General features: G+C 28.8%; 19 protein-coding genes. 1 reads left to right on the top strand and 18 read right to left on the bottom strand.

Going from position 1 to position 22,916, the window contains the following annotated elements:
• Window positions 1-33 precede the first annotated feature (33 nt).
• Together groL and groES are read right to left on the bottom strand one after the other, a co-directional pair.
• A complete protein-coding gene (gene groL / locus Q1K13_RS10565) occupies window positions 34-1,653 on the bottom strand; it encodes a chaperonin GroEL (RefSeq protein ID WP_300350550.1) in 1,620 nt (539 codons plus the stop codon).
• 56 nt (window positions 1,654-1,709) lie between these two features.
• Entirely contained in the window at window positions 1,710-1,994 is a 285-nt protein-coding gene (gene groES / locus Q1K13_RS10560) for a co-chaperone GroES (protein WP_300350548.1), read from the bottom strand.
• 597 nt (window positions 1,995-2,591) lie between these two features.
• Here groES and Q1K13_RS10555 point away from each other — a divergent pair.
• Window positions 2,592-3,236: a TIGR01906 family membrane protein gene (locus Q1K13_RS10555; RefSeq protein WP_300350546.1), complete on the top strand. Its 645-nt coding sequence runs from the start codon at window positions 2,592-2,594 to the stop codon at window positions 3,234-3,236.
• 33 nt (window positions 3,237-3,269) lie between these two features.
• Here Q1K13_RS10555 and Q1K13_RS10550 read toward each other — a convergent pair whose 3' ends face one another.
• The 16 genes from Q1K13_RS10550 to Q1K13_RS10475 all read right to left on the bottom strand — a co-directional run bounded on the left by Q1K13_RS10550 (window position 3,270) and on the right by Q1K13_RS10475 (window position 22,567).
• Complete coding sequence (locus tag Q1K13_RS10550) at window positions 3,270-4,208, bottom strand: DNA-3-methyladenine glycosylase family protein (protein ID WP_300350544.1); 939 nt, start codon at window positions 4,206-4,208, stop codon at window positions 3,270-3,272.
• 32 nt (window positions 4,209-4,240) lie between these two features.
• Complete coding sequence (locus Q1K13_RS10545; RefSeq protein ID WP_300350541.1) at window positions 4,241-4,651, bottom strand: C-GCAxxG-C-C family protein; 411 nt, start codon at window positions 4,649-4,651, stop codon at window positions 4,241-4,243.
• Between the two features lie 354 nt (window positions 4,652-5,005).
• Window positions 5,006-6,706 (bottom strand): ABC transporter ATP-binding protein, encoded by a 1,701-nt coding sequence (locus Q1K13_RS10540; RefSeq protein WP_300350538.1) that lies wholly within the window; start codon window positions 6,704-6,706, stop codon window positions 5,006-5,008.
• Window positions 6,707-7,217: 511 nt separating this feature from the next.
• Window positions 7,218-8,066: a 3-hydroxybutyryl-CoA dehydrogenase gene (locus Q1K13_RS10535; RefSeq protein WP_300350536.1), complete on the bottom strand. Its 849-nt coding sequence runs from the start codon at window positions 8,064-8,066 to the stop codon at window positions 7,218-7,220.
• Window positions 8,067-8,185: 119 nt separating this feature from the next.
• Window positions 8,186-9,193, bottom strand: coding sequence for an electron transfer flavoprotein subunit alpha/FixB family protein (locus Q1K13_RS10530; protein WP_300350534.1), 1,008 nt, complete (start codon window positions 9,191-9,193; stop codon window positions 8,186-8,188).
• A gap of 21 nt (window positions 9,194-9,214) precedes the next feature.
• Window positions 9,215-9,994: an electron transfer flavoprotein subunit beta/FixA family protein gene (locus Q1K13_RS10525; RefSeq protein ID WP_300350530.1), complete on the bottom strand. Its 780-nt coding sequence runs from the start codon at window positions 9,992-9,994 to the stop codon at window positions 9,215-9,217.
• Window positions 9,995-10,012: 18 nt separating this feature from the next.
• The gene (locus Q1K13_RS10520; RefSeq protein WP_300350527.1) at window positions 10,013-11,152 is read right to left on the bottom strand and encodes an acyl-CoA dehydrogenase; all 1,140 of its coding nucleotides are present in this window, start codon (window positions 11,150-11,152) and stop codon (window positions 10,013-10,015) included.
• 45 nt (window positions 11,153-11,197) lie between these two features.
• A complete protein-coding gene (locus tag Q1K13_RS10515) occupies window positions 11,198-11,980 on the bottom strand; it encodes a short-chain-enoyl-CoA hydratase (RefSeq protein WP_300350524.1) in 783 nt (260 codons plus the stop codon).
• A 299-nt stretch (window positions 11,981-12,279) separates the two neighbouring features.
• On the bottom strand, window positions 12,280-12,906 hold the full coding sequence (locus tag Q1K13_RS10510; protein ID WP_300350521.1) for a redox-sensing transcriptional repressor Rex: 627 nt from the start codon (window positions 12,904-12,906) through the stop codon (window positions 12,280-12,282).
• A 468-nt stretch (window positions 12,907-13,374) separates the two neighbouring features.
• The gene (locus tag Q1K13_RS10505; protein WP_300350519.1) at window positions 13,375-15,549 is read right to left on the bottom strand and encodes a heavy metal translocating P-type ATPase; all 2,175 of its coding nucleotides are present in this window, start codon (window positions 15,547-15,549) and stop codon (window positions 13,375-13,377) included.
• Between the two features lie 13 nt (window positions 15,550-15,562).
• A complete protein-coding gene (locus Q1K13_RS10500) occupies window positions 15,563-15,922 on the bottom strand; it encodes an ArsR/SmtB family transcription factor (protein WP_300350516.1) in 360 nt (119 codons plus the stop codon).
• Window positions 15,923-16,147: 225 nt separating this feature from the next.
• On the bottom strand, window positions 16,148-16,726 hold the full coding sequence (locus Q1K13_RS10495) for a zinc dependent phospholipase C family protein (RefSeq protein ID WP_300350513.1): 579 nt from the start codon (window positions 16,724-16,726) through the stop codon (window positions 16,148-16,150).
• Window positions 16,727-17,031: 305 nt separating this feature from the next.
• Complete coding sequence (locus tag Q1K13_RS10490) at window positions 17,032-17,598, bottom strand: DUF3867 domain-containing protein (protein ID WP_300350510.1); 567 nt, start codon at window positions 17,596-17,598, stop codon at window positions 17,032-17,034.
• 290 nt (window positions 17,599-17,888) lie between these two features.
• Window positions 17,889-18,959: a mannose-1-phosphate guanylyltransferase gene (locus tag Q1K13_RS10485; protein WP_300350507.1), complete on the bottom strand. Its 1,071-nt coding sequence runs from the start codon at window positions 18,957-18,959 to the stop codon at window positions 17,889-17,891.
• Between the two features lie 148 nt (window positions 18,960-19,107).
• A complete protein-coding gene (locus tag Q1K13_RS10480) occupies window positions 19,108-20,493 on the bottom strand; it encodes a glycoside hydrolase family 1 protein (RefSeq protein WP_300350505.1) in 1,386 nt (461 codons plus the stop codon).
• Between the two features lie 697 nt (window positions 20,494-21,190).
• On the bottom strand, window positions 21,191-22,567 hold the full coding sequence (locus tag Q1K13_RS10475; protein ID WP_300350503.1) for an aldehyde dehydrogenase: 1,377 nt from the start codon (window positions 22,565-22,567) through the stop codon (window positions 21,191-21,193).
• Window positions 22,568-22,916 lie beyond the last annotated feature (349 nt).

Here is a 22,916-nt window from a genome sequence, read left to right as displayed (position 1 = left end):
TAAAAAAAATCTCTCTTAATATATCACTTGTTTCTAATACATTCCATCCATTCCCATTCCTGCACCTTGAGGAATCTCTTTTTCTGGAATATCAGCAACAGCAGCCTCAGTTGTTAAGAATGTTGATGCTACTGATGAAGCGTTTTGAAGGGCTGATCTTGTAACCTTAGTTGGGTCAACAATACCTGCTTTAAGCATATTTTTGTATTCTCCTCTTAAGGCATCAAATCCTATACCTACTTCACTATTTTTAACTTTTTCTATTATTACTGAACCTTCTAATCCTGCATTGTGAGCTATTTGTCTCATTGGCTCTTCTAATGATCTTAAAATTATATTTATACCAACTTGTTCATCTGCAATATCTGAAGTTAATTTAGAAACTTCATTTATTACATTCACATAAGCAGTTCCACCACCTGGTACAATTCCTTCTTCAACTGCTGCCTTTGTGGCTGCTAATGCGTCTTCTATTCTTAATTTACTTTCCTTAAGCTCTGTTTCTGTGGCAGCTCCTACCTTTACAACGGCAACTCCCCCTGCTAACTTAGCTAATCTCTCTTGTAATTTTTCTCTATCAAATTCAGAAGTGCTTACTTCTAGTTGAGTTCTTATTTGAGAAACTCTATTTTTAATTTCTCCTGAATCTCCTCTTCCATTAACTATTGTAGTATTATCCCTAGTTACCTTAATACTCTCAGCTTCTCCAAGCATATCTAATGTAACTTCTTTTAAATCTCTTCCTAATTCATCAGATACAACTAATCCACCTGTTAAAATAGCTATATCTTGTAACATTTCTTTTCTTCTATCACCAAATCCTGGAGCCTTAACAGCAACACAAGTAAATGTTCCTCTTAATTTATTAACAACTAATGTTGTCATAGCTTCCCCTTCTATATCATCAGCAATTATTAAAAGTTTTCTTCCTGCCTGAACTATTTGTTCAAGTATTGGTAATAAATCTTGAATATTACTTATCTTCTTATCTGTTATTAATACTAATGGATTATCTAAAACTGCCTCCATTTTCTCAGTATCTGTTACCATGTATGCTGATACATATCCTCTATCAAACTGCATACCTTCAACAACATCTAACTCAGTTCCCATTGACTTAGACTCTTCAACAGTTATAACTCCTTCATTACCTACTTTCTCCATAGCATCTGCAATTAACTGTCCTATTTTTTCGTCAGCAGCTGATATTGCAGCAACTCTTGCTATATCTTCTTTTCCATCTACAGGCTTAGAAATTTTCTTAATTTCTTCAACAGCCTTATCAACGGCAACTCTAATTCCATTTCTTATTAAGATTGGGTTTGCACCTGCTGTAACATTCTTTAACCCTTCTCTTATAATAGCTTGTGCTAAAAGAGTAGCTGTAGTTGTCCCATCTCCTGCTACATCATTAGTTTTAGTAGCTACCTCTTTAACAAGTTGAGCTCCCATGTTTTCATAGGCATCCTCAAGCTCAATTTCTCTTGCTATAGTAACACCATCATTTGTTATAAGTGGTGATCCAAACTTCTTATCTAAAATAACATTTCTTCCTTTTGGTCCTAATGTAACCTTAACAGTGTTAGCTAATTTATCTACACCATTTTGCATAGCTCTTCTTGCTTCTTCACCAAATAATAATGTTTTAGCCATATAAACATCCTCCCAAATCTACTATAAATTTTAAAATTCTATATATTTAATCGACTTTATTCCACTACTGCAAGAATATCATCTTGTCTTAAAATAGTGTATTCTTCACCTTCAAATTTAACTTCTGTTCCTGCATACTTGGAGTATAAAACTTTATCTCCAACCTTAACTTCCATTTCTGTTCTTTTTCCATCAACCATTAATCCAGGACCTACTGCAACAACTTCAGCTTCCTGTGGTCTTTCCTTTGCAGTACCAGTAACTATGATACCACTTTTAGTAGTTTCCTCTGCCTCTAATCTCTTTATGACAACTCTGTCTCCAAGCGGTTTAATATTCATAAAAAACCCTCCTTATAAAAATGCTAATAATTCTTCAATTATTTAGCACTCTTCAATGCAGAGTGCTAATCTATTAATATATATAATATAATTTACCAGTCTCAAATTCAATAATAAAATATCTTAAAATTCAATATATCTTAATTATTTTAAACTGTATAAAGTAATTATCTTCCTTTTTCTAGCAAATACTCCGATTTACTCGTTTTTTATTTTCTTTAAATATCAACTCTTAATTAGCTAAATTAAATAGATATACCACTTTAAAATCCTATTTAACACTATGTTTCAAAATTCACTCCAAGCAAAAATTAATATATCTCTATAATCTACCTCTCACTTATTATATATTGCTTTAAAATCATTTAAGCTAAATAAAATTTAAAATTATCATTTTCTTAATATTCTGTTCTCTCTTAATTAACAAATACACCCTTATAAGAAAATTATAGACAAGTTTCTCTTAATTAATTCAGTTCATACTATAAATTAATACTAATTTTCCCATAAAAATATGTACTCTTTGATTAATATTTTTTGATTAATATTTTAAGAAAAAGTCTAAAATAAAAAAAAGATTATTTTAAGGAGTTTCAAATGATTAAAAAAATAAATAATATAAGTTTTTCTCTCTATTTACTAATTAGTGCAATTATTTTTTCAGTACTATTAACACTAAATATTTCTCCCTTAATCTACTCAATATTCCTAGAAACAAAAAATTTAGATATACTTAATAAACTTTCTAAAACAGAGATAATGAATGACTATATGCGTATCATATCCTATTTAAATTCACATAATAAAAACATTTTAACATTTGAAAACTTTTCAATAAGTTCAACAGGTTCCTACCACTTCTTTGAAGTGAAAATGATTTTTTCTTCTATATATTTACTTGGAATCTCTTGCTTATTATTAGGATTTTTAGTTTTCATCTTAAAGAAAAAGTTCAACATCATAATTTCACTAAAATCATTAAATCTGTTTTTCTATGAAGTAATAACTATATGTGGATTTATACTTTTAAGTTTTTACTTAAACTTCTCAAAAGCTTTTACCCTGTTTCATAAAATACTTTTTAACAATGATTACTGGATTTTCAACATAAAAACCGATCCAATAATAGAAGTACTTCCTGAATCCTACTTCTTAACATTAGGAATTTTCGCCTTATCCTCAGTAATTTTGTTAGCACTCTTAGCTAAATTAATTTATATAACTAAAAAAACTAAGCTATAAAAAGGTCGTTATTAATTAAATAACGACCTTTTTTTAAAGTTTTATTCCATTTTCTCTGGCATAGTAGAATAAGTATTGTTGAGCAAATCCTGAATACTCTCCAAATCTTTCTCTAGCAAATATTCTTATCTTATTTAATGAAGCATCATCTGCATCATAAAAATGCATCATAGCTCTCTTAACCCATACATCTACTGGGAAAGCTGAACTTTTTTTCATTGAGAATAACATTATACAATCTGCAACCTTTGCACCTATTCCCATAAATTCTTGAAGTCCTTTATGACATCCATCAGCATCCATAGCCATAATTTTCTCTAAATCATATTTCTCTAATATTTCTTCTATTTCCTCTTTTGAAGCTTCAAGTTTTCCTTCCTTAGCTAACTCACATTTATAAATTTTTTGAGTTGTATCGTATATGTACTTACTTCTAAATGAAGCGCCAGTTTCTCTTATTTCATCAACTGAAGCCTTTGCTAAACTTTCTATTGTTGGGAATGCATAATAAGTATTTCCTTTGTAATCTATGGCTTCTCCCCATCTTTCACTTATTTTTTTAATTGTCTTAGCTATTACAGGAATGCTATTTCTTGCAGATATTATAAATGAAACTACCAATTCAAAAGGATCTTGATTTAAAATTCTTATTCCATATCCATATTCAACAGCACTTTTTAAAGTATCATCCCAAGATAAAGCTTCCTTAACCTTTGAATAATCTCTTTCTAAATCAAAATAATCTACCCATATACTTTCAAAATCTTCTTTGTTAGTATTATAAATTATTACATCATTCCCCTCTTGAGAAACTTCTATAACCCTTCCAAAAGCAACACCTATATATGATCCACTTTCTGTTCTTTCCCATCTAAAACATTGACCACATTCAAAAGTTTGCTTTATATTAAAATTTGAAGTATCTTTTATAACTACTTTTCCCTCTTCAAATTCAACACTTTTAAAATCCATCTCTTTCACCTATCTTTCTCAAAAAATATTTATTAAATATTCTTTTCTCTCTTTATAATTTCGCCTAAAATTTCAGCTGCAGTTTCTATCATAACAATACATCTTCTATCATCATCTTTTCTATACTTAGCCTTAAGTTCAGTACAATTATAATCTCCTAATTTATCATAGAATTTTTTCATAAGTTCACTTGTTAATTCCCTTGTCTTTGGACTTTGATGCCCTCTCTCTTCTGTAAACATCACTCCAATAATTCCTGCAGCACCTGTGATGGCTCCACATACATTTCCTATGGCAAGACCACCACCAAATGATGACATTACTTTTAAAGTTTCCTTTGATAAATTTAAATTATATTCCTCATTCGCAGCATACATTATACATTCTGCACAATTTAAATCATATTTTTTATCCCATTTTTCAATTGCTTTTTCAACTAACATAAATATCCTCCAAAATAAAGTTTTATCTAAGATATTTTATCCTTTTATTAAGGAAATAAATTCATATAAAATTATTATTCATTTCTATGTAAAAAATATTAACCTATTTATAAAAAATCATATTTTTCTAAAAACATCTTAAAACCTTACATAGTTTATATTACACCAATAAACATTATTAATAAATAGTCTTTTCAAACAAAACTCATTAATCTAATCCTCTCTCCTCAACAAGAAATTTTTTAAAACTCTAACTCTCATAGAAAAATTCCTTAATAAAAAAACAAAATCAAAATAAAAAAGTATAGAAAAGCCTCTCTTTCCTATACTTTAAACTTATTTTATATATTATTTTTAAAGATTATGAAGTCCACTATAAACTCCTCCAAGCTTAATAAGCTCTTCATGAGTTCCTCTCTCTTCAATACCTTTGTCAGTTAAAACTACTATTTCATCAGCATTTTTAACTGTTGAAAGTCTATGAGCAACAACAATTGTAGTCCTATCCTTACTTAAATCTTCTAATGCCCTCTGAATTTCATACTCTGTCACATTATCTAAGGCAGAAGTAGCTTCATCAAGGATTAATATTGGAGGGTTTTTAAGGAAAACTCTAGCTATTGAAATTCTTTGCTTTTGTCCTCCTGAAAGTTTAACTCCTCTTTCTCCTATAAAAGTATCATATCCCTCTTCTAGATTCATTATAAAATCATGAAGACAAGCATTTTTAGAAGCTTTTATAACTTCCTCTTCTGTGGCATTTGGATTGCCATACATAATATTTTCTCTTATTGTTCCAGTAAATAAAAATACATCCTGCTGAACTATTCCAATATTATCTCTTAATGATTTTAAAGAAACCTCTCTTATATCAACATTATCAATAAGTATTTTTCCACTTTCATAATCATAAAATCTAGGAATTAAATTACAAATTGTAGTTTTACCTCCACCAGAAGGACCAACTAAGGCAACCATTTTTCCAGCCTTTATATCTAAATTAAAGTTTTCTAATATGCTTTCCTTATTATCATATCTAAAAGTAACATCTTGTATAGATATTTCTCCTTTTACTTCTCCAAGTTCCTTGGCATTAGAAAGTTCTTTCTCATTTTCCTCATTCATTATCTCTTCAAATCTCTCAAAACCAGACATTCCATTTTGGAACATTTCATTAAAGTTTATAAGCTTTCTAACTGGTTGCAAGAACATTTTTATATATAATAAATAGGCAGCAAAATCACCCATATTTATTCTACCTAAGTACGTAAAATATCCAGCAGCTATTAAAACTATAAGTTCAAGCATATCTATTAAAAAGAACATCCCTGAAAAATATTCAGCCATAGCCTTATAAGCATACTCTCTAGCATTTTTAAATATTTTATTACTATTATCAAACTTACTCATCTCATACTCTTTATTACCAAAAGACTTAGTGACTTTTATTCCAGATATACTGTTTTCTATAGTGGCATTTACTTCACCAGTTTTAACCCTAGTTTCTTTAAATGCTTTTTTCATTTTATTTCTCTTATTAATTGTATAGAAAAGTAAAAATGGTAAAAGTAAAAAAGTAATTATAGTAAGCTCAACATTTATTGTACATAGAATTACAAAAGATCCAAATAACATAACTATCGATATAAATAAATCCTCTGGCCCATGGTGAGCAAGCTCTGAAATATCCATAAGGTCATTTATAATTCTAGACATTAAAACTCCAGTTTTATTATTATCAAAATACTTATTTGGCATATCTTGAAGTTTATCAAATAAATCTCTTCTCATATCAGCTTGCATTCTAACTCCAACAACATGTCCCCAATATTGCATGAAATAATTTAATCCAGCCTTAATTAAGAAAATTATTGTAAGTGATACTGCAAATACTACTAAAAGCCTTATTTGTTTATTAGGTATAACATTATTAATTATATTTCTTGTGATCATAGGATAAACTAAATCACAAGCTGCCACTAAAAATGCTGCTATTAAATCTAAAACAAAAAGCTTTTTATAAGGTTTATAATACTTTATAAATTTCTTTAACATAATTTCCCCTTTCATTGATATATATATTGAATAATATTAAATTGCTAACTCTTTTGACACAAAACAAGAAATCTTTTACTGATATATATTATTAAATAATATAATTTTTTATCCTATTGATTATAATGAAATATTTTAATTTAATCAATAGGATAAATTTTTAATAATAATCATAAATAAAATCATTAGATTTCACTAATGCTCTAATTTTTTTCTAAATATGATCTTAATAAATATTCAAATATATTTTTTATTAGTTTTTCAAAATCTTAAACATTGCTAATAAACCTAAATATACTACTTCTTTAAAGTTATTTTTATCCGCATAGCTATAAGCTTTTTAGAACCACATGTAGAACCTGTGATATTCATTAATACAATAAAAAAAAGAAGTTGAAAAAAATCAACCTCTTTTTCACTATTACATCAATCTTATTAAGCAACTCTTAATTTCAAGCCACAATTATATTTTTTAACATTTTATATAATAAAAATTTATAAACATCCAATATTATGAGTTATAATTGTAGAAACCTTTACCAGATTTTCTTCCTAACCATCCAGCTCTAACATACTTTCTTAAAAGACTGTGAGCTCTATATTTACTGTCTCCAGTTTCTTTAAATAATACATCCATGATAGCTAAACAAACATCTAATCCTATTAAATCACCTAAAGCTAAAGGTCCCATTGGATGATTAGCTCCTAATTTCATTGAAGTATCTATATCTTCAACTGAAGCTATTCCTTCTGCATATATTCCAACAGCTTCATTTATCATAGGTATAAGTATTCTATTAACTACAAATCCAGGAGCCTCAGCAACTTCTACTGGAGTTTTTCCTATAGCTTCTGAAATAGATTTTACTTTATCAAAAGTTTCTTGTGAAGTAGCCATGCCTCTTATTACTTCAACAAGTTTCATTATTGTTGCAGGATTAAAGAAATGCATTCCTATAACTCTATCTGGTCTATTTGTAGCTGAAGCCACCTCAGTTATTGATAATGAAGATGTATTTGAAGCTAAGATAGTTTCTTCTTTACATATCTTATCTAACTCAGCAAATATTTGCTTTTTGATTTCCATGTTTTCAACTGCAGCCTCTATAACTAAGTCGCAGTCAGCAGCTAAACTTAAATCAGTTGTTCCAGAAATTCTTGATAAAACTGCTTCTTTATCTTCCTCTGTTATTTTTCCTTTAGAAACTAACTTAGTAAGACCTTTGTTAATTCCATTAATTCCTCTATCAACAAACTCGTCTTTTATATCTCTAACTATTACTTCATATCCTTTTTGTGCGAATGCTTGGACAATTCCAGCCCCCATTGTACCTGCACCAATTACAAAAATCTTTTCCATATTAACTTCCTCCTAAATCTCTTTTTAATTAGGTTTTTCTAATTTAAAAAAATCAGAAAAACCTTTTACCATTAATTAAAAATTTTATAAATTCACCCTTGTTATATATTAATTTTATACTAAGCTTCCTCCTTCATAGCTTTTAATTGAGCTATGAATTCTGGAATTACTTTATTTACATCCCCAACTATTGCATAATCTGCAAGTTTCATTATTGGAGCACTGGCATCTTTATTTATAGCTATTATCATATCTGAATCCTGCATACCAGCGGCATGTTGAATAGCTCCTGATATACCACAAGCTATATATATATTTGGTCTAACAGTTTTTCCTGTTTGTCCAACTTGATAATCTTTATCTACCCATCCTTTTTCTACCGCTGCTCTTGAAGCTGCTATTGATCCATTCATAACTTCTGCTAATTCCTTAAGCATTTTGAAATTTTCTTCTGAACCAATACCTCTACCACCAGCAACTAATACGTTAGCTTCTGAAATATCAACAATATCTTTATGCTCTTTAATTATTTCAACTATTTTTGTTCTTATATCATTAGCATCGAATTTGATGTCTACTTTTTCTACTTTAGCATCATTTTCGCCTAATGGAAGTTTTTCAAAAACTCCTGGTCTTACAGTAGCCATTTGAGGTCTGTGATCTGGACATACTATTGTAGCCATTAAGTTACCACCAAATGCAGGTCTTGTTGCTAGTAAATCTCCACTTTCAACATCAACATCTAATGATGTACAGTCAGCAGTTAAACCAGTTGATAATCTAGCCGCAACTCTTGGACCTAAATCTCTTCCTATGAAAGTTGCTCCTATGAATATTATATTTGGTTTTTTAGCATTAGCTAACTCACAAATAGCTTTTGTATATCCATCAGTTGTATAGTGTTCTAACTCAGGAGAATCAACAACTAATACTTCATCAGCACCATGTCTTGATAAATCCTCAACTAAGTTTTCAACCTTGCTTCCTATTAATAATGCTGTTAATTTAGAACCTAATTTATCAGCAATCTTTCTACCTTCACCTAATAATTCTAATGAAACTTTTTGTAATTGACCTTCTCTTTGCTCTGCAAATACCCAAACGCCATTAAAATCTGCTTTATTCATCTTAAATACCTCCCATAATCCTTAGATGTAGTGTTTCTCTTTTAATTTACCTAATACATAAGTAACAGAATCTTTAGGTGACTCTTTAACTATTTCTCCAGCACCCTTAGCTTCTTTAGTCATTGATCTCTTAACTTTTGTTGGAGATCCTTTTAATCCTAATTCAGCTTTATCTACATCTATATCATCAGCTGACCATACTAAGATTTCATCATCAGATGTTGAGAATATATTTCCAACATTCATATATCTTGGCTCATTTAATTCTTTTATAGCTGTTAAAAGAACTGGAGCCTCAACTTTTATTAATTCATATCCATCTTCTAAAGCTCTATTTACTAATAATCCATCTTCTTCAACTTTTACATCTTGAACATAAGTTACTTGAGGAATATTTAAATGTTCTGCTATTTCTGGTCCAACCTGAGCAGTATCTCCATCAATAGCTTGTCTTCCAGCGAATACTACATCATATTCTAATTTTTTTAATGCCCCTGCTAATGCCTTTGAAGTAGCTAATGTATCAGCCCCTGCGAAGGCTCTATCAGTGATTAATATTGCCTTATCAGCTCCCATACATAAAGCTTCTCTTAATGCAGCTTTAGCTTGTGGAGGTCCCATACTTATTACAGCAATTTCTGCTCCATTATTATCTTTTAATTGTAAAGCAGCCTCTAATGCATGCTTATCCTCTGGATTTATAATTGATGGAACTCCATCTCTTATAAGAGTTCCTGTTTTTGGATCTATTTTAACAGCTGTTGTATCTGGTACTTGTTTTAAGCAAACTACTATTTTCATCTCAAAGCCCTCCTAAAATTATCTTAATATGCTTCCTGCAATAACCATTCTTTGAACCTCTGAAGTTCCCTCATAAATTTCAGTTATCTTAGCATCTCTCATCATTCTTTCAACTGGGTATTCCTTAGTATATCCATATCCACCGAATAATTGAACAGCCTTAGTTGTTACTTCCATAGCTACCTCAGCGGCGAATAATTTGGCTCTTGCGGCGTCTGCTGAATATGGTTTACCCTCCTCTTTTAAGCAAGCTGCTTTATATACTAAAAATCTTGCAGCTTCAATTTTAGTATCCATTTCTGCTACCATCCATTGTAATCCTTGGAATGAAGATATAGATCTACCAAATTGTTTTCTTTCTTTTATATAAGCGATGGCTTCTTCTAAAGCCCCCTCTGCAATACCTAACGCTTGAGCAGCGATACCAATTCTACCACCATCTAATGTTTTCATTGCTATTCCAAAGCCTTTTCCTTCTCTTCCTATTAGGTTTTCTTTAGGGACTATACAATTTTCCATGATTAACTCAGTTGTTGATGAAGCTCTTATACCCATTTTGTCTTCTAATTTACCAATTGAGAATCCTGGGAAGTTCTTTTCAACTATGAAAGCTGATATTCCTCTTGTTCCTTGTGATTTATCTGTCATAGCGAATATTATGAAAGTATCTGCAACTCCACCATTTGTTATAAAAATCTTACTTCCATTTAAAATATAGTTATCACCTTCTAATATTGCTGTTGTTTGTTGTCCTGCAGCATCTGTACCTGCTCCTGGCTCAGTTAAACCGAAAGCACCTAAATGTTCTCCTTTAGCAAGTGGCACTAAATATTTTTCTTTTTGTGCTGGAGTACCAAATTGATCTATTAATGAAGCACATAAAGAAGTGTGAGCTGAAAGTATAACACCTGTTGTACCACAAACTTTTGATAACTCTTCAACAGCTATTATGTATGATAAAGTATCACCACCAGCTCCTCCTAATTCTTTTTTAAATGGAATCCCCATCATTCCTAACTTAGCCATTTTTTGAACGTTTTCCATTGGAAATCTTTCAGTTCTATCTATCTCTGCAGCTATTGGTTTAACTTCATTTTGAGCGAATTCTCTAACCATTTGCTTAACTAATTCTTGTTCTCTTGTTAATTGAAAGTTCATTTTAAATTACCTCCTTAAATTCACACAACCATTTTTGTTTAAAAACTATTTATTTTTAAAATTCTTTTCTCTTCTTTCTACAAAAGCACTCATACCCTCTTTTTGATCTTCTGTAGAGAAGCATTTTCCAAAGTCTTCAGCTTCAATATTTATTGCTGAGTCTATATCAACTTGCATTCCTCTATTAATAGCATCTTTACATAACTTAAGGGCTATTGGAGCATTTGCTGCGATTTTTTCAGCCATTTTCTTAGCTTCTTCCATTAAAATTTCTGGTTCAACAACTTTGTTTACTAATCCAATTCTTAATGCTTCATCAGCTTTTATTATGTCACCTGTGTAGATAAGTTCCTTTGCTTTCCCAATACCAACTAATCTTGGTAATCTTTGAGTTCCACCAAATCCAGGAGTAATTCCTAAACCAACCTCAGGTTGTGCAAATTTAGCTTTTGAACTTGCAATTCTTATATCACAAGCCATTGATGTTTCACATCCACCACCTAAAGCAAATCCATTGATGGCTGCTATAGTAGGCTTGTCTAATTCTTCTAATCTTCTAAATACTTTATTTCCTAAAATACCAAACTCTGTACCCTGTTTTTCATTTAAATCTTTCATTTCTGATATATCAGCGCCTGCAACGAAAGCTTTTTCACCAGCTCCTGTTAAAATAACTACATATATATCATTTTCATTCTCAATATGCTCTATAACAGTATTTAAATCCTCTAATGTTGCAGAATTTAATGCGTTTAAAGCTTTAGGTCTGTTAATAGTTAGAATCCCAATGTTTCCTTCTTTTTCAAAGATTACATTTTTTAATTCCATAAATTTACCTCCCTTTATACCATGTAATATATGGTTTTAAATCGTTTAACAACTAATTAACTAACAACTTTAATTTATCAACACTACATAATAGTATTTGATAATTACACTATTTATTACTAAATTCTAATTGTTAATTTTATAACAATTAGAATTAAAAAAATAGTTGAAGCACCTCTGTACTTCAACTAAATTATAAAACTTAATAGAAAATATTTCAATATATTATTTAATTTTTTTCAATTTATAAACCATTTTTTAACATTGTAACCAAATTTAGAATTTAATCGTTTTTTATTTTAATGATTTAATAAGTATACTAGAGTCATCATACTTTCACTTAAATGAACATTTTCTACGGTTACATCTTTTGGTACTTCTAAGTCTATTGGAGCGAAGTTCCATATCCCCTTAATACCACTCTTAACTAGCTCATCACATACTTTTTGTGCATTATCTCTTGGTACACATATTATACCTATTTCTACATCATTTTCTCTTACAAAAGTTGATAATTCTTCTATATCTTTTATTTCAACATCTCTTATTTTTATTCCAAACATTCTTGGATTAGCATCAAAAATTCCTTTTAATTTAAATCCTAACTTGTCGAAACTATTATAGTTTGCAATAGCCTGACCTATATTACCAGCACCTATTATTACTGTATTATAGTCTTTTGTTAATCCTAGGATACTTCCTATATTATTATATAATTCTTTTACATTATATCCATATCCCTGCTGCCCAAAATCACCAAAACAGTTTAAATCCTGTCTTATTTGGGATGCAGTAAAACCAATCTTTTCACTTAATTCTTTTGAAGATATTCTATCCACATCATTTTCCATTAATTCTTGTAAATATCTATGGTACTTAGGTAATCTTTTTATAACAGCCATAGATATACCTTTTTTCTTTTCCATTTTAATAGCACCTCTTTCTAAATAGTTTCTTTGCTTAAAAAGCAATTAAATTTTTAGATTGTATTTAAACTCAAATGATAAAATTACAAATTTAATCTCTTAAAATATTACCATACCTTGAAAACTTTGTCTATATTTTAACATTCTTTTGTTTTTACCATCAAAAAAAAACATATGTTAAAGAGTATTTTTTATATTTTTTCCCAATTTTATTTTAACTTTTTTTATATAATTAAATATTATTAATATATTTTATCTTGTTTATTTAATTAATTTTTGGCAAAAAAAATAAGGCTTGCGTGGCTAAAACCATACGTGCACACAAGCCTATTTAAACATTTCGTAATGTTTAATATAAAAGTTTAAGGGAATTATTTACAATCTATACCCTATGCCTGAAAGTATTCTTACTTTGTAATAATAGCAAATAAACATTAGTGTGTCAACAATTTTAGACAAATTCCATACTTAATAATTCTTACTTTTTAATATTCTACTTGAATTTAAAATAGCTATTAATGTTACCCCTACATCACCAAATACAGCTTCCCACATATTAGCCATTCCTAAAGCTCCAAATATTAATATTATAACCTTTATTGAGAGTGCAAATATTATATTTTGCCATACTATTTTGTTAGTTCTCTTAGCAATTTTTATTGCATTTATTATCTTACTTGGTTCATCATCCATTATTACAACATCTGCTGCCTCTATTGCTGCATCTGATCCTAAACCACCCATAGCTATTCCTATATCAGCTCTAGCCAGTACTGGGGCATCATTTATACCATCTCCAACAAAGGCAATTTTCTTTTCTTTGCTATTTTTATTAAATAACTCTTCTAATTTTTCAACTTTATCCTGAGGTAATAAATTACAGTATGCTTTATCAACCTCTAATTCCTTAGCAACTGCCTCTCCAACCTTTTGATTATCTCCAGTTAACATTATTATTTCTTTTACGCCAACTTCTTTTAATCCACTTATTGCTTCCTTAGAATCTTCTTTTAATTCATCTGAAATAACTATATATCCTAATTCTTTTGTTTCATTTGCTAAATAAACTACTGTTCCTATTTCTTCTATGTGTGTTACATCTATATTATATAAATTCATTAACTTCATATTACCAGCTAATATAACACTTCCATCAATAAGAACTTTTATACCTTTTCCAGGAATCTCTTCATAATTTGATATTAAGGATTTATTTATTTCTTTATCAAATGCACTTACTATTGACTTTGCAATTGGGTGATTTGAATAATATTCTGCATAAGCTCCTAATTCTAGTAATTCATCACTACTTAATTTACTTGTACTTTGTGATTTTTTAACTTTAAATATACCTTTTGTTAGTGTACCAGTTTTATCAAAAACTATACTATCAACATTATTTAATGCTTCTAAATAGTTACTTCCTTTTACTAAAATCCCATTTTTAGAAGCTAATCCTATTCCACCAAAATATCCTAGTGGAATTGATACAACCAATGCACAAGGACAAGAAACAACTAAAAATATTAATGCTCTTCCAACCCACTCTGATAAACTTTCACCACTTATAAGTAATGGTGGTAGGAAAGCTAGGGCTAATGCTGAGAAAACAACTACTGGTGTATAATATCTTGCAAACTTAGTTATAAACTTCTCTGTTGGAGATTTCTTATTACCTGCATTTTCTACTAAATCTAAGATTTTTGATACAGTTGATTCTCCAAAACTTTTAGTAACCTTTATTTTTAATAATCCACTTTTATTTATTGAACCTGCTAATACCTCATCTTTTTTCTCAACTTCTTTAGGTAAGGATTCCCCAGTTAAAGCTGATACATCTAATGTGGCTTCACCTGAAAGTACAACACCATCTAGTGGTACTTTTTCACCTGCTTTAACAACAATTATTGAACCTACCTGTACATTTTCAGGTGAAACTTTTTGTTCTTCTCCTGTAAGACTTATTAAATTAGCATAGTCAGGTCTTATATTCATTAAATCTGATATTGAATTTCTTGATTTATTTACAGCATAATCTTGGAACAACTCACCTATTTCAAAGAATAACATTACTGCAACACCTTCTGGAAACTCACCTATTGCAAAGGCACCAATAGTTGCAATACTCATTAAGAAGTTTTCATCAAAAATTTGACCTTTTAATATATTTCTGAAAGCTCCTAAAAGAACTTCTCCTCCTGCTAAGATATAAGCAGCTCCAAATATTATAAATTCATAAATTTTATCTAAATTAACAATCATTCCTATTACAAATAAACAAATAGCAATACCTAATCTTAAAATCTCTATTTTCTCAATTCCAAACTTACTTATTGATTGCTTTTTATCATGGCCATGTCCATGTTCACCATGGCAGGAACATCCACCATCTAAATGTTTCATTTTATTTTTATCAGATTCTTTTAGAACTTTTACATCAGGTTCTAAGTCTAAAACAATTTTTTTAACCTTTTTTTCAACAACTTCATCTTGAACATCCTCTTTTGGATTTATTAAAAGAAGTTTAGTTGAAAAATTTAAAATTGCTTCATCAACCTCTTTTAATTTATTTACTCTATCTTCTATTTTGCCAGCACATCCAGCACAATTTAATCCTTCTAAGTAAAGTTTTATTTCTTTCACACATATTCCTCCTTTACTCTAATACGTGATCTAATCCTTCATTAAAGATGTGTTTTACGTGATCATCAGCTAAGGAATAAAAAACAACTTTTCCTTCTCTTCTAAACTTAACAAGCCTTGCTTGTTTTAAAACCCTTAATTGATGTGATACTGCTGATTGACTTACGCCTAAGAATTCTGCCATATCACATACACACATTTCACCTTCAAATAAAGCGTATAGTATTTTTATTCTAGTAGAATCACCAAAAACCTTAAAAAGCTCTGCTAGATCATACAAAACTTCTTCTTTTGGCAAATGTGACTTTACTTTATTTAGTATATCTTCATGTACAACCTCACAGTTACAACTTTCTATTTTATTATTATCCATACTATTAACTCCTAGTTTTCAATTTAACATATGAGCACTTGTTCATATGTTCACATATATTATATGTCTATCCTCTAAAAAATGCAACAAAAAGCTAAACTAAATTATAATTTTTTTATAATTAGTTTAGCTTTTCTTTGATTTTCTAAAAATTTTCTATTTTATTTAGTGTTTATTCTCTATAAACTAAAATATTGCCTCTTATTCAAAAAGGAAATATTTTTATTAAGCTATAGCATTTATATACGCTGCTTTAGTATTTACAACAATTGAATCATTTATATATTTTATTACACTTTTACATGCAAAATAAGCATACTGAATATCGTTGGCATAACTTTCATTCATTTTGTAAGCCTTATGTGCTTCTTTTAAAAATTTCTCAACAGACATATTACCCCATATATCATATTGATATTTACAAGGACTATATGTCTTTGCAAAAGCAGCTAATTTTTTTTCGTATTTAACATGTTTATTCATGCTATGTTTAAACTCCCACCTCTCACTATGTGGAATACAAAAAAAATCACATACAAAATGACAAATTACTCCTAGCTCTTGATTAAATCTGCTTACTGAAAACTTCTTTTTAAAGTCATACATAGTAAGTGATGCTAGTTTTTTTATCTTACTGACTATCATGTTAAAAGATTCATCTAAATAATGCTTTTTTAATTTATATTTTGAAACCATATCAGGTTTTACATTTCCATATATAAAATTTTTCTCACTTATTTTAAAATCTACTTCAACATCTTTTAATATATTTTGTGCAATAAGAATGTGAGTATTCATTAACATAATTCATTACCTCTAATCCCTTTTAAAAAATCTCTTATTAATATGATACTTCATATCACTTAAAACTATATTACAAAAATCATTTCAATTTATTAATTAATTATTAATTAATGATTTATTTTTTATAAAATAATTACTCATCTAAAGTTTTAAGGATTATTTATAATTATTAGGCTCTATTTTAAACTAGTGTTGATTTTAGATAGAACTTTTTGACCATCTTAATTTTACATGTCTAGTTTCAATAAAATACTCATTGCTTATATAATATAGTGTAATTCTTTCAAATTAAGTTAAAATATATTTTAATAATCGTATTTTCCTACATTTTCGCAAATTCTTACATCTAAAGTATCATCTAAAAGAGTTTTTTTGTATGAACATAAGAATTCATTTAATTCAACATCTTGAAGGTTTATATTTTTAGGACTAGTTATAAGAACTTTATTATTTTCTAAAATTAATTCAATATCATTTTTTTCATTTTTAATTGAATATGTGGCTACTGCTGTTGTTTTTACTTTTCCTTGATATTTTTCTTGGAAACTAAGAGCTTTTCTTATATTTTCATAATCTCCTCCTTGAATTCCAAAGTTTTTCATATCTATACCTAAGTTTTTCATTTGCCCTTCAATATCACCCATATCAAAGCCATATCTCTTAAGCATTTCTGTTTGAATATTTAAAAACTTTTCTTGAGAAATGTTATTCTCATTCATATATTTAGTTATCTCTCTTGAAAGTTCAATCATGCTCATTTTACCTTGAGCTACTGAGTAGTATAAATCATAAATATACGCCTCAAATTTATCTATGTCTTTATCTCTTGCTTTATTTTTTAATTCGTTAAAGTCTACAATTCTATCACTCATAAACCAATACCTCCGTAAAGTTTAAATTTATGTTATCATCATAATAACATAAAATTTCTATTATAAACATTAAATTTTAATTAAAGGTTTTTTTAAGCGGAGGTTGATTTCTAGTTATATCTAGAAATCAGCCATTGTTTAAAACAGCACCTAATTAAAAAGTCTAATCATGAAATGATTTTAAAAAGTATAGATATCATGGTTTAAAACATAGCCTAATTAAAAAGACCTATACCACATACTTATAAAAAGTATATAATATAAGCCTTTTTTTACATAAGTTTATAAACTTATAGATATTCTTTAAACTCCTTCTTACCACTAATAGAATTTAATAGATGCTTAATCTCTTGGTCTCTACCCTTGTCCATGACCAAAATAACATCTCCTGCATCAACTAATACTAAATCTTTTACTCCAAAACCTATTATTAATTTATCTTTTCCAAAAACTGAACAATTCTCACATTCTTCTAAAAAAACATTTTTTGAAGTTCTATTACTACCATCAGGCTCTAAGAATCTACTGAGAGCTGAGAATGTACCTATGTCATCCCAAGCAAAATCACACTTTATAACAAAGGATCTCCTTGTTTTTTGCATTACTCCAAAATCTATTGATATGCCATCAATTAAAGAATATTGCTCTCTTATTATTTCTTCCTCATCCTCTTCTCCAATGTGTTGATATATTTCCATTAAACATTTATACATCCTAGGAATATATTTCTCAATCTCTCTTAATATAACATCAGCTCTAAATATAAACATTCCACTATTCCATAAATAAGTCCCCTTTAATAAGAAGTCCTTTGCAACTTCTAAATTAGGTTTCTCTGTAAACCTTGCTATCTTGAAGGTAGGAATGTTTCCATTAATTCTATCACCCATTTCTATATAGCCATAACCTGTCTCAGGTCTAGTTGGCTCTATGCCTATTGTTACAATGGCTCTCCTCTTATCCGCAACCTCTACGGCTTGTTCAAGTGTTTGAAGATAACTTTTATCTCCTTCTATATGATGGTCTGAAGGCAATACAATCATAACTGCATCCTTATCTTTCTTTAAAAGCTTTGCAGCAGAAAGACCTATACATGTTGCAGTTTCTTTATTAGCAGGTTCAGTAAATATATTTTCTCTATTTATATCACTTAGTTCATCTCTTATCTTGTCTTCATACTCTTTATTAGTTACTACATAAATATTATCTCTTTCAACCAAGGGTCTAATTCTATCCACTGTATTACTTAAAAAACTTTTTCCATTGCTTTGAACACTTAGAAATTGTTTTGGATTTTCTCCTCTAGAAAGAGGATACAATCTCGTCCCCTTGCCTCCTGCTAAGATTAATGAGTAAAGCATTTTGCCTTCAACTCCGTTAATTGTTATAGTCTATTTTATGTAAAAAAAGTTCAATATGTGAGTACAAAAAAAATTTAAGGCATTAAATTGAGATTCACTAACTCTATTTAATGCCTGTTATTCTAAACTAATTTACCATCTTCAATTTTTAATTCTCAAAACTATTATTCTCAGAAACTTCTTTTATCCATCTTCCAGATTTTTTTATAGTTTTCTTTTGAGTTTCTAAATCTAAAGCTATGAATCCATATCTATTTTTATATGAATTTAGCCATGACCAACAGTCAATTGGAGTCCACAAATGATATCCAACACAGTTTGACCCTTCTTCCATAGCCTTATGAAGCCATTCTAAATGCTCTATTATAAACTCTATTCTATAATCATCTTCAATTATTCCCTGATCATTTTTAAATTTTTCTTCCCCTTCAACACCCATTCCATTTTCTGAAATGAACCATTTTATATTTCCATAGTTCTCTTGAATATTTTTAGCTATATCATAAATTGCCTTAGGATATATCTCCCATCCTCTATGAGGATTCATTCTCTTTCCTGGCATATCATAGTTATCAAAATATTTTTCTGGTGCCCAAGTTTCTCCCACATATTCTTCATCTCTAGCTTTAACTCTTCTTGGTTGATAGTAATTTACTCCTAGAAAATCAATAGTGTTGTTTTTTATAACCTCTAATTCTTCATAAGTTGAGTTCCATATAACATTATCAGCTTCTAAAACTTCAACTAAATTTTCAGGAAATTCTCCCTTAGTTGCTGGGTCTAAGAATAATTCATTGAAGAAAGCATTAGCAATTTCTGATGCCCTTAAATCTTCTTTAGATTCACTTCTTGGATAAGCTGGTGTTAAGTTAACTATTATACCTATCTCACCATCTTGCCCTAAATTTCTATATTCTTCAATTGCTCTTGCCGAGGCTAAAGCTATGTTATATGCAGCTTGAACTCCTCTTTTTCCATCAACTATACAAGGATAGTGCCACTTATATAAATATTGCCCTTCTATTATAACTATAGGCTCATTAAATGTAGCCCATTTTTTAACCCTATCTCCAAACAACTGAAATGCAGTTTTTGCAAATTTAGCAAATAATTCTACAACATGTTTTGACTCCCATCCCCCATATTTGTCGTATAAAATTACTGGTAAATCAAAGTGATGTAAGTTCATTATTATATCAATGCCATTAGCCAAGCAATTATCTATTACCTCATTATAAAATCTTACTCCATCCTCATCAGGTTCTCCAGTTTCAAAATCCTTTATTAATCTTGTCCATTGAATAGAAGTTCTAAAAGAATTTAATCCTATTTCATTTAACATAGCTAAATCTTCTTTATAACTATTATAAAAATTTGATGCTATATTTGGCCCAATTCCATTGTGAAATAATTCTGGTGCTATATCAAACCAATGGTCAAATACATTATTATGTTTCTTATTAAATCTTCCTTCTGATTGAGGTCCTGAAGTTGCAGCTCCCCACCAAAAATTTTCTGGGAAAGTATATTTCATTTGAAAACCCCCTATACCTTTGTAAACTTTTTCTTTATTTAATTTTATATTTTAAATTTTAATTTTTCTATATATCTTTTGTGGTATATTTCAAGAAAAATTGGTTAAATTAAAGAAAAAAGATCTAAGTATTTCTACTTAGACCTTTTTTTCAAAACAAAAGTTTTATTATAAACCTAAAATACATTTAAACTTAAAACGACCAATAAACAACCATATATAATAAATCTCTCAAAATTCAACAATTAATAAAATAATAATTTCTCAATATAAATCCCCTATTATCTCTCATAAGCTGAAAGACAATTTGAAGTTCATTCCCAATGAAAACTTCTTTTTTTTAATTCTTATAAAAACAATTGGATCTTAAGCTTAAATAATATTTAATCAAAGTTTTCCTTGTTTCTCTGCTATACTATTCCCCCTAAAATATAGCTTTAAAACTTAACTTCCACTTTGCATTTATAATACCTTTAGTTTTTGAAGCTCATCTATAAATAACAGGCATTAGTACATAGACGTAACTTTTAAAGATTGTATTCCTATAGTTTATAAATTTTAATATAAATTGAACACTTTTACATTTATAAAATTCTTTATATCCGCTCATTGAAAACATATACAATCTTTATTTATATTATACATAAATTTAAATGCCATTTCCATACAAAATCAGTAATTTTCATCCAAATTTAACTTATTTCATAATTTTTTTAACAAAATTTAACTTATTTTGGAAAGGCGTATATCTAATTTTCAAATCAAAAAATGTTTTTCTGTCCATTACTCCTTTTTTATTAGAAAATAATTCAAAACTGTATTTTCCATGATATTCTCCCATTCCACTATTTCCAACACCACCAAAAGGTAAATATGCAGATGAAACATGGACAACTGTATCATTTATTGTTACTCCCCCTGAAGATGTAGAATTAAGTATCTTATCAACCCTATCCTTATCCTCTGAAAAATAATAAAGTGCTAGGGGTTTTTCATTTTTATTCACTACTTTTATAACTTTTTCTAAGTCATCAAAAATAAGTATTGGAAATATAGGTCCAAAAATTTCTCTTTCCATGACTTTATCATTCCAAGTGACATCGTATAAAATAGTCGGCTCTATTTGTAAGCTTTCTCTATTATAAGATCCTCCAAATGCCAGTTTTTTCTGGTCTATGTAAGATAAAACCCTATCAAACTCCCTCTCATTTATCATTCTTGAAAAATCTTCTGAATCTAAAGGTCTTTCTCCAAATTGATTTTTAATTTCATTTTTTAGATTTTCTAAAAATTCCTCACTAATGTCCTTATGAACATATATATAATCTGGCGCAACACAGGTTTGTCCTGAATTTAATAATTTTCCCCATACAATTCTTCTTGCAGCTAAAGAAACTTTGGAGTCTCTATCTACTATACATGGACTTTTTCCTCCAAGTTCTAAGGTTACTGGAGTTAGATTTTCAGAGGCAGCTTTCATCACTATCTTTCCAACAGTAGGACTACCAGTAAAAAATACATAATCAAACTTTTCTTTCAATAAAGCTTCTACAACTTCTTTTCCCAAAGTAGGATCAACATGAAGAACATATTCCTCTTCAAAAACCTCTTCTAATATTTTTTTTATTATATCTGATGTTTCAGGAGAGTATTCAGAAGGTTTTAATATAACAGTATTTCCTGATGCAATTGCCCCAATTAAAGGAGATAATGAAAGCATAAAAGGATAGTTAAATGGTCCAATTATCAAAACTACTCCATAAGGTTCTAATTGAACAAAGCTTTTAGCTGGCCATTGAACAATGGGAGTTTTTACTTTTCTTCTCTTACTCCATTTTTTTATATTTTTTATTTGGAGATTTAACTCATCATAAACCATAGCAACTTCAGTAACATAGGTCTCAAAACTTGATTTTTTTAAATCCTTTTTTAAAGCTTCAAAAATTTCTTCTTCATTATTTTTTAAAACCTCTTTTAATTTTTTAAGTTTATTTATTCTAAAATATATGTCCTTTGTTTCACCACTATTAAAGTAATCTCTTTGCTTTTTTAATTTTTCACTTAATTTACTCATAAATATTCCTCCTTAGCCCTAAAGTATATATAAAATCAAAATTTATTATAAAAACAAATTAAAAATATTCATTATTTTTCTTATATTATAATCCTATTTTTCTTTATAATAAAAAACTTATAAACATCTTTTAGAAATTTTCTAAAAAAAACTAAAAAACATCTATAAGTTTTATTATTAAGCTCTGTTTTAAACTAGTGTTGATTTTAGATAGAACTTTATGACCATCTTAATAAGCAGTTTAGAGTTTCATTGAATATGGAAGAATAATAGCGTTAAGAAGCGAAGTTGTTTGACCAGAGGGAGTTTCTTCGCTTTAGCTATTATTCTGGAATATTCAATAGAAACT

The sequence above is a fragment of the Clostridium sp. genome (assembly GCF_029267215.1).
In the GTDB taxonomy this organism is placed as follows: Bacteria; Bacillota; Clostridia; order Clostridiales; family Clostridiaceae; genus Sarcina.
Note: the sequence above shows the minus strand (reverse complement) of the source record. Positions and strands in the feature narration are given on the sequence as shown.